We start from the raw sequence: 13,070 nt of genomic DNA, 5'->3' as shown, positions 1-13,070 counted from the left end.
ATCGATGACCATCACGATCGACCGCCGCGCGATTCTCGCTGGCGCAGGCGCTCTTCTTGCAGCTCCCTCTGCCGGCCTCAGTCAGCAGCCCTGGCCGCAGGGCCGGCTGCTCAAGCTCGTCGTGCCGTTCCCGCCGGCGGGCGCGACCGACGTGCTGGCGCGGCTCGTCGCCGACAAGCTCGGCCAGACCTGGGGCACCAATATCGTGGTCGAGAACCGGCCGGGCGCCGGCGGCAATATCGGCACCGATGCGGTCGCCAAAGCCGAGCCGACCGGCGACACCTTCCTGATCGTCTCCGTCGGCATGGCGACCAACCAGTATCTCTACCAGAAGCTGACCTATGACCCGGCCAAGGACCTCGCGCCGATCACCATGGTCGCGATGGTCCCCAACCTGCTCGTCGCCAGCAAGACCCTGCCGGTGAACAATGTCGCCGAACTGATCGCCTATGCGAAGGCCAATCCCGGCAAACTGACTTACGGCTCGTCCGGCGTCGGCACCTCCGTGCATCTCTGCGGCGAGCTGTTCCAGAAGCTGACCGGCACCAAGATGGTGCATGTGCCCTATCGCGGCACGGCCCAGGCGACGCAGGACCTGATCGGCGGGCGCATCGACCTGATCTTCGACAACATCCCGCAGGCCCTGCCGCATGTCCGCGCCGGCTCGATCCGCGGCTTCGGCATCACCACGGCGAAGCGCTCGCCGACAGCGCCGGACTTCGCGCCGATCGCCGATACCGTGCCGGGCTTCGACGTCTCCTCCTGGTTCGCGCTGTTCGCGCCGGCCAAGACGCCGCCCGCCGTCATCGCCAAGATCCATGCCGACACCAAGGCGGGGATCGCCGACCCGGCCGTGCGCGCCAAGATGGATGCGCTGGCGGCGGAGCCTGTCGGCAACAGTCCCGAAGAGCTCGGCGCTTTCCTGCAGGCTGAAATGAAGCGCTGGGGCGACCTGATCAAGGAGGTCGGGCTCAAGGTGGAATGATCGGACGCTAACCCAGCGGAACCGAGCGTCCGCAGCCGGCGTTTCCCGCTAGACCGCGCCCGGAACGGGCGCCGCGAAACGGGAGTTCGCCATGTCCACCGTCCTCATCATCGTGCTGCTCGTCCTGCTTCTGGGCGGCGGCGGCTATTACGGCCATCGCAGCTACGGAACGGCAGGGCTCGGCGGCGTGCTCGGCCTCGTCCTCACCATCGTGCTGATCCTGTGGCTGCTCGGTGCCATCGGCGGCGCACGGATCGCCTGACCCGAGACGGCCGCAACCGGTCAGGCCACGTCAGGCCGATCGGTTGCGGCGGGCTCGGCCGCGACCTTGGCGCAGACCGACTTGAACAGCGCGGCCGACCGGCACTGGCTGTGAATCCACCACAGGTTGAGCGCGAGCAGGCAGGCCAGAGCGAGCGCGACGGCCGTCACGTCGCCGATCCAGGCGCCGTGGGTGCCGAACAGCACGACCGGCGCGAGATAAGGCAGGGACGATAGAAATGCCGGCAGGAAGCCGGCATCCGCTACGGCCGCCTGCGCGACATAGCTGCGCTCCTCGTCCGTCAGATCGATCGCCACCGGCTATCCCTCCCCGGACTGAAGCAGAGTTCTGCTTACGCGCGACGCTCCCAGACCGCGACGGCGGCCGCCAGATCCTCGAGCGCCACACCGACCGACTTGAACAGCGTGATCCCGCCGCCCTCGACAGGCCCGGCGATCCGGCCATGGCAGAGATCGGCGAGCGTGCCCGCGATCCTGTTGGCGCTGTAGCTGCCTTCGGCGATGGCGACGGCGACATCACCGCCCTCGTCGATCGCCTTGCTGGAATCGACGACGACCCGCCCACGATGCAGCGCGTCGGCATCGGCCTCGCGCATCTGCATGGTGAAACCGCCGATCAGGTCGAGATGCGCCTCGCGCTTCAGCCAATGACCGTGGATCAAGGGCTCGGTCGCATTGGTCGCGCAGGAGATGATGTCGGCGGTGCGGGCCTCGCCTTCGAGATCGGTCGTGGCGCGGGCCTCGATGCCGTCCTTCGCCAGCTCCGCGACGGTGGCCTCGGCGGCTTCAGGCCGCCGCGCCCAGACCGCGATCTCGGTCAGCGGGCGTACGGAGCGATGCGCCTTGATGATGAAGGGCGCGAGCGCGCCGGCTCCGACCATCAGCATGCGGCTGGATTCGGGGTTGGACATATAGCGCGAGGCCAGTGCGGACGCCGCCGCCGTGCGCCAGGTCGTCAAACGGTTGCCGTCCATCACGGCGAGCGGCTCGCCGGTCGTGCCGTCCATCAGCAGATAAGCACCCATCACGCCCGGCAGGTTGCGCTTGCCGTTACCGAAGAAGACCGAGACGATCTTGGTGCCGATATAGGGATTGGCGACGTCCGGCCCGCTCCAGGCCGGCATGGTCAGCAGGATGGCGTCGGTCTCGTCCGGACGCTGGATCGCGTACTGGCCGCGCTTCGGCGCGATGACCTCGCTGCGGAAGGCGTCGTCGAGAATATCGATCAGGCCGGGATAATTCAGGGCCGCATCGATCTCGGCCGCATCGAAAAGTCGCATCAATTCCGTCCGTTGGTCAGTGCCGGCAGCGCGGAGTCGGGTACGGCCGAACGCAGCACCTGGGTTTCGGAGCGCAGCGCCTCGGCCTCGCGGCGATTACGGCGCGCCGCCTTGCGATGCTTGCCCTGCGCGATCCAGGAGGCCAGGCCGCCGACGAGCACCCCAATGGCGATGGCCGCCAGCACCACCGCGAAAAGCGGCAGCTCGTAGGAGAGCACGGGCAGGTCGCGGCTGAAGGGATCGAGCGAAACGCGCACCGCGCCGCGATTGGCGACCGAGAACAACACGATCACCAGCGCGACAGGAACGAGCACCAGTGCCTTGAAGAAGGCCTTCATCACAATCTCCGTGCGGCTGCGGGGCCTTACGCCTGCGCTCAATCCTTGCCGTTGAGGCGCAGCCGCAGCTCCTTGCCCGTCTTGAAGACGGGGACGAACTTCTCCTCGACCTCGACCGCATCGCCCGTGCGGGGGTTGCGGCCGATGCGGGCCGAGCGGCCCTTGCGCGAGAAAGCGCCGAAGCCGCGCAGCTCCACCCGGTCGCCCCGCGCCAGCGCCTTCACGATCTCGTCCAGGATAGCCGAGACGATGTTCTCGATGTCGCGCTGATAGAGGTGGGTGTTGCGGTCGGCGATCCGCTGAACGAGTTCGGATTTAATCATCGCGGGAGTATAACCATTTGTATCAACATCACTTTTCAGCGGCAGGCTGCCAGAGCGCCAAGGGCGCGTCAAGCCGCAAGCCGACCGGCTGGTCAGCCGCGCGCGCGATCGTCGCCGCGAGCGCATCAAGGCCGGCGCCGCGCGCCATCGCCTCGGCGAAGCTCCACAGGCCGTAGGACGAGGATTCGCTGCGGCGGCGCCAGTCGCGGACCTTCAGGTCCTTGGCGACGCTCTTCTCGCGCTCCATCCAGGTGATCGCCTCGGGCTCGCCACCGATCTGGTCGACGAGCTTCAGGTTCACAGCCTGGCGGCCGGAATGGACCCGCCCATCCGAGACCGTGGCGACCTCTCCCTCGGCGAGATGGCGGCGGTCACGCACCATGTCCTTGAACCAGGTGTAGTTGTCGTTGACGACGCGCTGCAGCGCGTCGCGCGCCTCGGGCGAGGTCGGCTCGAAACCGCTCGGCGCCGCCTTGAGCGGGCTCGACTTGATCGACTCGACCTTGACGCCGACGGTGTCGAGCAGGTTCGAAACGTTCGGGAACTGGAAGAGCACGCCGATCGAGCCGACGAGCGAGGTCTGGCGGGCGACGATGCGGTCAGCGCCCATCGCGGCGATATAGCCGCCGGACGCTGCGACGCCATCGACGACCGCGACCATCGGCTTCTTCGCGGCGAGCTGGCGCAAGGCCGTATGCAATGCCTCGGAGCCGGAGGTCGTGCCGCCGGGGCTATCGATGCGGAGCACGACGGCGGAGACGGCCTTGCTGTCCTCGACCGATTTGATCAGGTCGAGCGTGCGGCGATCACCGGAGATGAAGCCGGAAACGGTGATGCGGGCGATATGGGCGCTCGACAGGCTGCCCGTGCTGTCGCCCTTCCAGGCGAGGCCGCCGATCACCGCCGCGACGATCACGCCGAGCACGGCGAGCACGCGCCAGAGCGTCAGCTTGCGGCGCAGGCTGCGGCGGTCTGCGAGCAGATCGGCATCGGACGACATCGGGAGGCTCCTGAGGCTGGGTCCGTGATGTAGACCTGCAAGCCCAACCGGGCAAGGCAGGAGGGACGCCTCAGGCCGCGACCGAGGCGCGCGCCCGGTCTAGCGCGAGCAGCGCGAGGCCACTGGCGACCGAACGGAACGCATCGCCGATATGCACCTTGCCGGCGCCGAAGCGACGGTCGAACAGGCTGCGCACGGCCGGAACGTAGGAGGTGCCGCCGGTCATGAAGACCGCCTCGATGCGATCGCCACCGAGCCCGGCCTCGGCGAGAGCGCGATCGAGCGCACTCTCGATCGCCCCGACATCATCGGCGATCCAGCGCTCGAACTCCGCACGGCGGATCGGCTTCTCGATGGTGACGCCCATTTGATTGAAGCTCAGCGTCGTCTCCTCCCGGTCGGACAACGCAACCTTGGTTGCGGAGACCGCGCGGTAGAGCTCGTAGCCGAGATCGTATTCGATCACCGTTAGCAGGTCCTCGAGCTTGCCGGGCTCGACGGCTTCGCGGATCAGGGCGTTGAGCTCAGCCATGGTCTCGCGGCTCTTCATCAGCGAGAGCTTGTGCCATTGCGCGAAGGCGGCGTGATAATGGGCGGGCACCGGCAGGAGCTTGCCGAAGGAGCGGTAATCCGTGCCCTTGCCGAGTGCCGGGGACACGGCATGCTCGATGATGCGATAGTCGAAAGTATCGCCGGCGACGCCGACACCGGCATGGGAGAGCGGGATCGCCTCCAGGCCGCCATTGCGGCCGGGCTCGAAGCGCATCACCGAGAAGTCGCTGGTGCCGCCGCCGAAATCGGCGACCAGCATGGTCTGCGGTGTCTTCAGGTCGCGGGCATACCAGTAGGCCGCGCCGAGCGGCTCATAGGCGAAATCGACCTGCTTCATGCCGGCCTTGCCGTAAGAGCCCTTCAGGCGGCCGACCGCCAGCTCCTCGTCGGGGCGCTCGCCGGCGAAGACGACCGGGCGGCCGGAGACCAGCGGCAGGGCGTCATGGCCAGGCAGGTCCGCCGTGAGGTCGGACAGGAAGACGCCGATCAGATCCTCCAACTGGAAGAGCTTGCCGAAGAGCCGGGTCTCCTGGAAGGCGCGACTGGACAGATGGGTCTTGAGCGATTGCAGGAAGCGATGCTCGGTCGTCATCCCCAGGGCCATGTCGAGCGCATCGGGGCCGCTGACATGGGTGATGCGGGTCTCAGGGGGGCGCCCCTCGCGCCAGAACATCAGCGCCGAGCGATAGGCATCGACCGCGCCCTGCTTGGTCGCGAAAGAGCGCGTCATGACCGATCCGTCCGGCCCCGCCAGCGCGACGACGCTGTTGGTGGTGCCGAAGTCGATGCCGATGGCGGCGGGGGTCATGGCGAGCTCCTTAAATGAGTGCGTTGTCATTCCGGGTTCGGCCCTGCGGGCCGCCCCGGAATGACAACGCGGTTTCGAAACAAAAGCCCGCGCGGATCGCTCCGCGCGGGCTGACTTGGATGTCCGGCTGCTTTCGCAGCCGAAACCTCACTTCTTGTCGGTGGCCTTCTTGAGCGCAGCGCCCAGGATGTCGCCGAGCGAGGCACCGGAATCGGCGGAGCCGTACTGGGCCATCGCCTCCTTCTCCTCAGCCATCTCCAGGGCCTTGACCGAGACCTGGATCTTGCGGGCCTTCTTGTCGAAGAGCACGACGCGGGCGTCGATGCGCTCGCCGGCCGCGAAGCGCTCAGGGCGCTGCTCGGAGCGATCGCGAGCCAGCTCGGCGCGCTTGATGAAGGTCATCATGTCGGTGTCGGCGATCTTCACGTCGAGACCCGACTCCTTCACCTCGACCACCTCACAGGTGACGATCTGGCCCTTCTTGAACTCGCCGGCATCCACGAAGGGATCGCCGCCGAGCTGCTTCAGGCCGAGCGAGATACGCTCCTTCTCGACGTCCACATCGAGAACGACGGCCTGCAGGACGTCGCCCTTCTTGTATTCCTCGATGACCTGCTCGCCCGGACGGTTCCAGTCGAGATCCGAGAGATGGATCATGCCGTCGATATCGCCTTCGAGACCCAGGAACAGGCCGAACTCGGTCTTGTTCTTGACCTCGCCCTCGACCGTCGAACCCGACGGATGCTGCTCCGCGAAGAGCTCCCACGGGTTGCGCAGGGTCTGCTTGAGGCCGAGCGAGATGCGGCGCTTGACCGGATCGACCTCGAGGATCGCGACGTCGACTTCCTGCGAGGTCGAGACGATCTTGCCGGGGTGGACGTTCTTCTTGGTCCAGGACATCTCGGAGACGTGGATCAGGCCTTCGATGCCCGGCTCCACTTCGACGAACGCGCCGTAGTCCGTGATGTTGGTCACGCGGCCCTTGAGACGGGTACCGACCGGGTAACGCTCGGCGATGCCATCCCACGGATCGGCCAGCAGCTGCTTGATGCCGAGCGAGATGCGGTGCGTGTCCTGGTTGATCTTGATGATCTTGACCTTGACCGTCTGGCCGATGGTCACGACCTCAGACGGATGGTTCACGCGGCGCCACGCCATGTCGGTGACGTGCAGCAGGCCGTCGATGCCGCCGAGGTCAACGAACGCACCGTATTCGGTGATGTTCTTGACGACGCCGTCGATGACCTGGCCCTCTTCGAGCGAGGCGACGAGCTCGGAACGAGCCTCGGCGCGGGTCTCTTCGAGGACGGTGCGGCGCGACACGACGATGTTGCCGCGGCGGCGATCCATCTTGAGGATCTCGAAGGGCTGCGGCTGGCCCATCAGCGGGCCGACGTCGCGGATCGGACGGATGTCGACCTGCGAGCGCGGCAGGAAGGCCACGGCGCCGTCGAGATCGACGGTGTAGCCGCCCTTGACGGTGTTGAAGATCATGCCGGTGACCTTCTCGCGGGCCTCGAAGGCCTTCTCGAGCTTGACCCAGCTCTCTTCGCGGCGAGCCTTGTCGCGCGAGATGACGGCTTCGCCGAGCGCGTTCTCGATCCGGTCCAGATAGACCTCGACCTCGTCGCCGACGTTCAGTTCCTGGTCACGGCCGGGGCCGGTGAATTCCTTGAGGGCGACGCGACCTTCGGTCTTCAGACCGACGTCGATGATCGCCATATCCTTCTCAATGGCAACGACCTTGCCCTTGATGACGGAACCTTCGAGAGCCTCGTTACGGGTGAAGGACTCTTCGAGCAGGGCGGCGAAATCCTCGCGACCCGCGCTGTAGCTTTCAACTGCAGACATGTAATCTCCTGGGAGCCGGCCGCGTATCCCGCGGATGTCCAGCTATAGGCGCCGTGGTTGGTGCTGCGTTCCGGATCGCGGCCGTCGGCACCTCCTCTCGGAGGTATCCGCCTCCCCGTCAGACGGGGCCGGCGAAGGCGCCAGGACCAGCGGCTCGATCCGTATCCGGACGACCTGTTTCAAACACGAAACGGGAGCAGGCCTTGAAGACCGCCCCCGGCGCATGATCGATCACGGCCCTTCGGACAGGGGCGATGTAATGCAAGCGGGCCCTCAGGGCAAGGCCGAAGCCCCGCCCGAGGCGCCGGTTCCGTCTCATTTTTCCGCCCCAAGGACGACGTTTCCTCAGGGCTATCCCCTATACGAGGGAGCCGGCGCCTATCGATATCGCATAGCTTCCCCGGCCTGACGCTTCGTGCGAGGCTGCGGACGGATTTCGTCCACGATTTGGGAGGGGTGCCATGGGCTGGGCCATTCTGGGGCTGATCGTCGTCCTCGTCGTCTATCTGATCATGACCTATAACGGGCTCGTCGCGATGCGGCAGCGCGTGAACCAGGCCTTCGCGGACATCGACGTCCAGCTGAAGCAGCGCCACGACCTGATCCCGAACCTCGTCGAGACGGTGAAGGGCTATGCGACGCATGAGAAATCGACGCTCGACGCGGTGATCGCCGCACGCAACGCGGCGCAGGGCGCGACCGGCGTCCACGACAAGGCGGCGGCCGAGCAGCAGCTCTCCGGCGCCGTCGGCCGGCTGCTCGCGCTGGGCGAGGCCTATCCCGACCTCAAGGCCAGCGCCAATTTCCAGCAGCTCCAGGTCGACCTCGGCAATGTCGAGGACAAGCTCGCGGCGGCACGGCGCTTCTTCAACAATGCGGTCGGCGAGTTCAACGCCGCGATCCAGGCCTTCCCGGCCGTGCTGTTCGCGCCGCAGATGGGCTTCACCCAGCGCGAATTCTTCGACGTCGGCGAACAGACCCGCGCCCAGATCGAAGTCGCGCCCAGCGTGAAATTCTGACCGCAGAATAACATTTCTAGCAGGCGGAGCAGCTGCGATGGCCGAGGCCTTCGGGCTCTACACCCACCAGCGCAACAACCGGATCAGGTCGAACCTCCTGATCGCCGGGCTCTTCCTGCTCGTCTATCTCACCGCCTGGGGCCTGCTGCTCGTCGCCTTCGGCTATGGCGGCGTGCCGCGCGGACGCACCGCCTTCGGCGAGGCGGGCCGCGTCTTCCGCTCGTGGTTCCCCTTCATCACCGCGGGCGCGATGCTCTGGGTCTTCATCGGCTTCCGCATGAATGTCGCGATGATCAACGCGGTCACCGGGTCGAAGGGGCTCGCACGGGAGGACAACCCCAAGCTCTACCGGATGCTGGAAAATCTCTGCATCTCGCGCGGGCTGACGATGCCGAAGCTCGCCATCGTCGAGAGCGACGCGCTCAACGCCTTTGCCAGCGGCGTCAATGACAGCCAGTTCACGGTCAGCGTCACCACGGGGCTTCTCGCCCAGCTCAACGACGCCGAGGTCGAGGCCGTGCTGGCGCATGAACTCACCCATATCCGCAATGGCGACGTCCGCCTGATGGTGATCGCCGTGGTGATCGCCGGCGTCGTCTCCTTCATCGGGGAGCTCGTCTTCCGCGGCTTCGGACGCAGCCGGATCAGGATGTCCTCCGACGACGGCAAGAAGGGCAACGGGCTCGCCATCATCGTCGGCATCGCCGTGATCGCGATCTCCTGGTTCCTGGCGATCCTGATCCGATTGTCGCTGTCACGCTCGCGCGAATATCTCGCAGATGCCGGGGCGGTCGAACTGACGAAGAACCCGGATGCGATGATCTCCGCCCTGCTCAAGATCTCCGGCCGGGCCGATATCGACGGCGTGCCGTCCGGCGTGATGGATATGTGCTTCGAGAACGACCCGGACGATTTCGCCGATCTGTTCTCGACCCATCCGTCCGTGACCAAGCGCGTGCAGGCGCTGGTCGAGACCGCCGGCGGGCGAATGCCGGCGATGCCCCCGCACCCGCCGAAGATCGGCGAGCGGCAGGACCTGCCGACGATGGTCGAGGAAACCGCGGCGCGTGGCCCTTGGCAGAGGCCTCCGGCCGGGTAGCCCATCTGCATCGCGCGATCCGTGGACGATCGCTGCACCGTCGGCCTATCTTACGCTAGGTCAACACGGAGGATGGCGATGAAAGCGGTGTTCGCGATCACGCTCGGCCTTTATGCCCTGCTGGCAAGCTATCAGAGCGCCGGCGCGCAGGAAGCATGTCAGGCCGTGCGAAGTTCATGCTCGCAGATGAACGCCTCCTGCGAGCAGAAGTGCAAGACGGGCAACAATCCCAGCGCCTGCGTGGCGCGCCTCTGCTCGACTCCCTATAGCGGATGCAAGATCAACGGCATCTGGAGATCGGCCTCCAGCCCGACTTGCTTGAAGACGAACAACCAGACCTGACAGCGGCGAACGGCCAGGCTCAGGCGGCGAGCTTCGCCGGGTCGATCTCGAAGACCAGCGGATAGACGGTGCTCCAGCGATTCCAGCGCTGCGTGCCGGCTTCGCCGACCGCCCAGAGCTTGTCGTCCGGGGCGAGGCCGAGATTCTCGATGCCACCGGGAGCGGGATAGCGCGAGGATGACGGCGGTTGTGGGATCACCGCCCGTCCGTCGCCCATTCCAGCGCTTCCTCGAGGCGGTCGTCGCCCCAGAAGAGTTCGCCGTCGCCAGCGACGAAGAACGGCGCGCCGAAGATGCCGATCGACTTGGCATATTCGATCTCGGCCTTGAGGCGGCCCTTGATCTCCTCGCTACGCGAGAGCGGCATGGCGACATTGGGATCGCTGCCCGCCTGCTTCAGCGCGGCGCTCAGCACGGCCTCCTCGGCGATGTTGCGGCCCTCGCAGAAATGCGCGCGGAACAGCGCCTTCGAGAATGTCGGCGTCCAGCCGCCGTCACGGCCGGCGAGCGCCAGCCGCGCGGCCGTCAGCGAATTCTGGGGAAAATTCTCGGGCTTGACGATCGTGACGCCCTGCCGCCGCCCACGCCGCGCCGTGTCGCGCCACATGTAGCGGCCCTTGCTGGGATAGAGCGCGAAAGGCGAGGTGTTCCAGCCCTGCGCCGCGAAGATCGGCCCGAGCAGGAAGGGGCGCCAGCGCAAGGTGACACCGGCTTTCTCAGCCAACTCTTCGATTCTGAGGGCACTCAGGCAGGAATAGGGCGACGCGAACTCATACCAGAAGTCCAGAACGGGACGATTCGGCATTCAGCCTCCGAACAGGTCGTCATGTCGTGTCGCGCCCGATCGAGCCTGCGCTCTTCGCAACGCGACCGCAAGCGCCGCGAATGGCGCCTGTGGAATGGAGGGACGACGCATCCGCCCCGCGCCCATCCATCACCGGACGACGCGGGATCGATCAGAAGGTTCCGATTGCTTCGCCCCGAACGCTGCGATAGTGCGCCATTGCGTCCGAAACGCGGCCCATGGGGGCTGCCAGAAGGAAATTGAACAGATGGCTGACAGCAGCGTGAAAAAGGTCGTCCTCGCCTATTCCGGCGGTCTCGACACCTCGATCATCCTCAAATGGCTGCAGACCACCTATCGATGCGAGGTCGTGACCTTCACCGCCGATCTCGGCCAGGGCGAGGAGCTCGGACCGGCGCGCGACAAGGCGCTGCTGCTCGGCATCAAGCCGGAGAACATCTATATCGAGGACCTGCGCGAGGAATTCGTGCGCGACTACGTCTTCCCGATGTTCCGCGCCAACGCCGCCTATGAGGGCGTCTATCTGCTCGGCACCTCGATCGCGCGGCCGCTGATCGCCAAGAAGCTGATCGAGATCGCCGAGAAGACCGGCGCCGACGCCGTCTCCCATGGCGCGACCGGCAAGGGCAACGACCAGGTCCGCTTCGAGCTGACCGCCTATGCGCTGAAGCCCGACGTCGTCGTGATCGCGCCCTGGCGCGAGTGGGACCTGCGTTCGCGCGAACAGCTGATCGCCTTCGCCGAGCAGCACCAGATCCCGATCGCCAAGAACAAGCGCGGCGAAGCGCCGTTCTCCGTCGACGCCAACCTGCTGCACGCCTCGTCGGAAGGCCGCGTGCTGGAGGACCCGGCCGTCGAGGTTCCGGATTACGTCTACTCGCGCACGATCTCGCCGGAAGACGCGCCGGACAAGCCGACCATCGTCACGGTTTCCTTCGAGAAGGGCGATGCGGTCGCGATCGACGGCGAGAAGCTCTCGCCTGCGACGCTCCTCGCCAAGCTCAACGATCTCGGCCGCGACAACGGCATCGGCCGGCTCGACCTCGTCGAGAACCGCTTCGTCGGCATGAAGTCGCGCGGCATGTACGAGACGCCCGGCGGCACGATCCTGCATGCGGCCCATCGCGCGATCGAGTCGATCACGCTCGACCGCGGCGCGGCGCATCTCAAGGACCAGATCATGCCGCAATATGCCGAGCTGATCTATAACGGCTTCTGGTTCTCGCCGGAGCGCGAGATGCTGCAGGCCCTGATCGACAAGAGCCAGGAATTCGTCACCGGCGACGTGCGCCTGAAGCTCTACAAGGGCGGCGTCCATGTCATCGGCCGGTCGAGTGACTATTCGCTCTACGACCAGGACCTCGTCACCTTCGAGGAAGGCGCGGTGGCCTACGACCATCGCGACGCGGCCGGCTTCATCAAGCTCAACGCGCTGCGCCTGCGCACGCTCGGCCAGCGGAAGAAGAAGCTGGGGCTCTAAAAAACTCTGCTGAAGAGTGTCATCCCGCACGCGTTGCAGCACGGAGTGCTGCGGCGCAGATGCGGGATCGTCCCCCAACTAAGGCTCCTATCACCCGGCGAGGTCAGACCACGCCGGGTTTTCCTTTTCGATCAGCGCGATCTTCCAAGCGCGGCGCCACTTCTTCAGAACCTTCTCGCGCTCGATCGCCTGATTGGGATCGTCGAAGGTCTCGACATAGACCAGCCGGTCGATATTGTACTTCGCCGCGTGTCCTTTGATCGCGTGGGCCTTGTGCTCGGCGATCCGGCGTTCGAGATCACTGGTGATGCCGATATAGAGCGGGCCGTCCTTGCGCGTCGCGAGGATGTAGACGGCGTAGATGCGGGCGGTCATTCGGGCCTCGCGGCAAGGCGAGACCGCACTCTATCCTGCTGACGGTCCCGTGTCTGCGCAGCAGCACTTCGTGTCGCAGCGCGCACGGGATGACACCGGCCTTTGAACCAGCGCCGCTCTGAAGCGTTCAGCACTCACCGATCAACCTGAGTGCTCCCAGCATGCTTCGCTTCCTCGCCCCGGCCCTGATCTCCGCCGCGCTCTGCGCGCCTGCCCTCGCGCAGGAAGTCCCACCGAAGAGCGAGAAGCCGGCGACGCCGGAGGTCGCGACCTGCAAGGCCGCCGCGCTGCAGACGCTCCATGCCAAGGAGCCGGAAATCAAGGATATCTATATCGACGAGGACAGCGCCACGGTCGCGGTGTCGGAATCGAAGATCGAGGACATCCCGATCACGCGCATCGTCATGGGCGAGGCCTATCTGCGGACCGACCGCTCGGACAAGCCGCGCCGCTTCCTCTGCCTGCTCGGCGAGAAGAACAAGGTGCTGCTGACGTTCTTCACAGCGCGTTGAGCCCACCGCAGGCGAAGGCG

General features: G+C 66.1%; 17 protein-coding genes. 7 read left to right on the top strand and 10 right to left on the bottom strand.

The genetic code is table 11. From position 1 onward, the window contains the following. The first annotated feature begins 4 nt into the window (after positions 1-4). Complete coding sequence (locus tag AC07NY_RS12485; protein WP_494584103.1) at positions 5-985, top strand: tripartite tricarboxylate transporter substrate binding protein; 981 nt, start codon at positions 5-7, stop codon at positions 983-985. Positions 986-1,076: 91 nt separating this feature from the next. Next, positions 1,077-1,247, top strand: a complete 171-nt coding sequence (locus AC07NY_RS12480) for a DUF3309 family protein (RefSeq protein ID WP_492284546.1) — start codon at positions 1,077-1,079, stop codon at positions 1,245-1,247. 20 nt (positions 1,248-1,267) lie between these two features. On the opposite strand, the gene AC07NY_RS12475 is transcribed toward AC07NY_RS12480, so the two are convergent. The 7 genes from AC07NY_RS12475 to rpsA all read right to left on the bottom strand — a co-directional run bounded on the left by AC07NY_RS12475 (position 1,268) and on the right by rpsA (position 7,419). After that, on the bottom strand, positions 1,268-1,564 hold the full coding sequence (locus AC07NY_RS12475; protein ID WP_494584102.1) for a hypothetical protein: 297 nt from the start codon (positions 1,562-1,564) through the stop codon (positions 1,268-1,270). 35 nt (positions 1,565-1,599) lie between these two features. Further along, a complete protein-coding gene (gene lhpI / locus AC07NY_RS12470; RefSeq protein ID WP_494584101.1) occupies positions 1,600-2,547 on the bottom strand; it encodes a bifunctional Delta(1)-pyrroline-2-carboxylate/Delta(1)-piperideine-2-carboxylate reductase in 948 nt (315 codons plus the stop codon). After that, the gene (locus tag AC07NY_RS12465) at positions 2,547-2,885 is read right to left on the bottom strand and encodes a LapA family protein (RefSeq protein WP_494584100.1); all 339 of its coding nucleotides are present in this window, start codon (positions 2,883-2,885) and stop codon (positions 2,547-2,549) included. Before AC07NY_RS12465 ends, lhpI begins: the two co-directional genes overlap by 1 nt. 38 nt (positions 2,886-2,923) lie before the next feature. Then, positions 2,924-3,208: an integration host factor subunit beta gene (gene ihfB / locus AC07NY_RS12460; RefSeq protein ID WP_199085290.1), complete on the bottom strand. Its 285-nt coding sequence runs from the start codon at positions 3,206-3,208 to the stop codon at positions 2,924-2,926. A 28-nt stretch (positions 3,209-3,236) separates the two neighbouring features. Next, positions 3,237-4,208: a signal peptide peptidase SppA gene (gene sppA / locus AC07NY_RS12455; protein ID WP_494584099.1), complete on the bottom strand. Its 972-nt coding sequence runs from the start codon at positions 4,206-4,208 to the stop codon at positions 3,237-3,239. Positions 4,209-4,278: 70 nt separating this feature from the next. Continuing rightward, positions 4,279-5,568, bottom strand: a complete 1,290-nt coding sequence (locus AC07NY_RS12450; RefSeq protein ID WP_494584098.1) for an Hsp70 family protein — start codon at positions 5,566-5,568, stop codon at positions 4,279-4,281. Positions 5,569-5,715: 147 nt separating this feature from the next. Then, positions 5,716-7,419: a 30S ribosomal protein S1 gene (gene rpsA / locus AC07NY_RS12445; RefSeq protein ID WP_492284552.1), complete on the bottom strand. Its 1,704-nt coding sequence runs from the start codon at positions 7,417-7,419 to the stop codon at positions 5,716-5,718. 461 nt (positions 7,420-7,880) lie between these two features. On the opposite strand from rpsA, the gene AC07NY_RS12440 reads away from it, so the two are divergent. From AC07NY_RS12440 to AC07NY_RS12430, 3 genes are all read left to right on the top strand, one after another. Continuing rightward, entirely contained in the window at positions 7,881-8,438 is a 558-nt protein-coding gene (locus AC07NY_RS12440; RefSeq protein WP_492284553.1) for a LemA family protein, read from the top strand. Between the two features lie 37 nt (positions 8,439-8,475). Beyond that, positions 8,476-9,537: a M48 family metallopeptidase gene (locus tag AC07NY_RS12435; protein WP_494584097.1), complete on the top strand. Its 1,062-nt coding sequence runs from the start codon at positions 8,476-8,478 to the stop codon at positions 9,535-9,537. A gap of 78 nt (positions 9,538-9,615) precedes the next feature. After that, on the top strand, positions 9,616-9,879 hold the full coding sequence (locus tag AC07NY_RS12430; protein ID WP_492284555.1) for a hypothetical protein: 264 nt from the start codon (positions 9,616-9,618) through the stop codon (positions 9,877-9,879). Positions 9,880-9,898: 19 nt separating this feature from the next. On the opposite strand, the gene AC07NY_RS12425 is transcribed toward AC07NY_RS12430, so the two are convergent. Together AC07NY_RS12425 and AC07NY_RS12420 are read right to left on the bottom strand one after the other, a co-directional pair. Next, complete coding sequence (locus AC07NY_RS12425; RefSeq protein ID WP_494584096.1) at positions 9,899-10,096, bottom strand: hypothetical protein; 198 nt, start codon at positions 10,094-10,096, stop codon at positions 9,899-9,901. Further along, complete coding sequence (locus AC07NY_RS12420) at positions 10,075-10,683, bottom strand: 2-hydroxychromene-2-carboxylate isomerase (RefSeq protein WP_492284557.1); 609 nt, start codon at positions 10,681-10,683, stop codon at positions 10,075-10,077. Before AC07NY_RS12420 ends, AC07NY_RS12425 begins: the two co-directional genes overlap by 22 nt. A gap of 247 nt (positions 10,684-10,930) precedes the next feature. Between AC07NY_RS12420 and AC07NY_RS12415 the strand changes: the two genes are divergently transcribed. Further along, positions 10,931-12,163 carry an argininosuccinate synthase gene (locus AC07NY_RS12415; RefSeq protein WP_257735359.1) on the top strand — a complete coding sequence of 411 codons (1,233 nt, stop codon included), beginning with the start codon at positions 10,931-10,933 and terminating at the stop codon, positions 12,161-12,163. 90 nt (positions 12,164-12,253) lie between these two features. Here the strand turns inward: AC07NY_RS12415 and AC07NY_RS12410 are convergent, their stop codons facing one another. Next, on the bottom strand, positions 12,254-12,538 hold the full coding sequence (locus AC07NY_RS12410; protein WP_494584095.1) for a GIY-YIG nuclease family protein: 285 nt from the start codon (positions 12,536-12,538) through the stop codon (positions 12,254-12,256). A gap of 161 nt (positions 12,539-12,699) precedes the next feature. Between AC07NY_RS12410 and AC07NY_RS12405 the strand changes: the two genes are divergently transcribed. Then, positions 12,700-13,050 carry a hypothetical protein gene (locus tag AC07NY_RS12405; protein ID WP_494584094.1) on the top strand — a complete coding sequence of 117 codons (351 nt, stop codon included), beginning with the start codon at positions 12,700-12,702 and terminating at the stop codon, positions 13,048-13,050. Positions 13,051-13,070 lie beyond the last annotated feature (20 nt).

It is taken from the genome of Allobosea sp. GW821-FHT09G06, from assembly GCF_059416005.1.
Note: the sequence above shows the minus strand (reverse complement) of the source record. Positions and strands in the feature narration are given on the sequence as shown.

Excerpts from the sequence above, each read along its gene's own strand:
- AC07NY_RS12485 (WP_494584103.1), top strand. The coding sequence starts at position 5 with ATGACCATCACGATCGACCGCCGCGCGATTCTCGCTGGCGCAGGCGCT.
- AC07NY_RS12480 (WP_492284546.1), top strand. The coding sequence starts at position 1,077 with ATGTCCACCGTCCTCATCATCGTGCTGCTCGTCCTGCTTCTGGGCGGC.
- lhpI (WP_494584101.1), bottom strand. The coding sequence starts at position 2,547 with ATGCGACTTTTCGATGCGGCCGAGATCGATGCGGCCCTGAATTATCCC.
- AC07NY_RS12465 (WP_494584100.1), bottom strand. The coding sequence starts at position 2,885 with ATGAAGGCCTTCTTCAAGGCACTGGTGCTCGTTCCTGTCGCGCTGGTG.
- ihfB (WP_199085290.1), bottom strand. The coding sequence starts at position 3,208 with ATGATTAAATCCGAACTCGTTCAGCGGATCGCCGACCGCAACACCCAC.
- sppA (WP_494584099.1), bottom strand. The coding sequence starts at position 4,208 with ATGTCGTCCGATGCCGATCTGCTCGCAGACCGCCGCAGCCTGCGCCGC.
- AC07NY_RS12450 (WP_494584098.1), bottom strand. The coding sequence starts at position 5,568 with ATGACCCCCGCCGCCATCGGCATCGACTTCGGCACCACCAACAGCGTC.
- rpsA (WP_492284552.1), bottom strand. The coding sequence starts at position 7,419 with ATGTCTGCAGTTGAAAGCTACAGCGCGGGTCGCGAGGATTTCGCCGCC.
- AC07NY_RS12440 (WP_492284553.1), top strand. The coding sequence starts at position 7,881 with ATGGGCTGGGCCATTCTGGGGCTGATCGTCGTCCTCGTCGTCTATCTG.
- AC07NY_RS12435 (WP_494584097.1), top strand. The coding sequence starts at position 8,476 with ATGGCCGAGGCCTTCGGGCTCTACACCCACCAGCGCAACAACCGGATC.
- AC07NY_RS12430 (WP_492284555.1), top strand. The coding sequence starts at position 9,616 with ATGAAAGCGGTGTTCGCGATCACGCTCGGCCTTTATGCCCTGCTGGCA.
- AC07NY_RS12425 (WP_494584096.1), bottom strand. The coding sequence starts at position 10,096 with ATGGGCGACGGACGGGCGGTGATCCCACAACCGCCGTCATCCTCGCGC.
- AC07NY_RS12420 (WP_492284557.1), bottom strand. The coding sequence starts at position 10,683 with ATGCCGAATCGTCCCGTTCTGGACTTCTGGTATGAGTTCGCGTCGCCC.
- AC07NY_RS12415 (WP_257735359.1), top strand. The coding sequence starts at position 10,931 with ATGGCTGACAGCAGCGTGAAAAAGGTCGTCCTCGCCTATTCCGGCGGT.
- AC07NY_RS12410 (WP_494584095.1), bottom strand. The coding sequence starts at position 12,538 with ATGACCGCCCGCATCTACGCCGTCTACATCCTCGCGACGCGCAAGGAC.
- AC07NY_RS12405 (WP_494584094.1), top strand. The coding sequence starts at position 12,700 with ATGCTTCGCTTCCTCGCCCCGGCCCTGATCTCCGCCGCGCTCTGCGCG.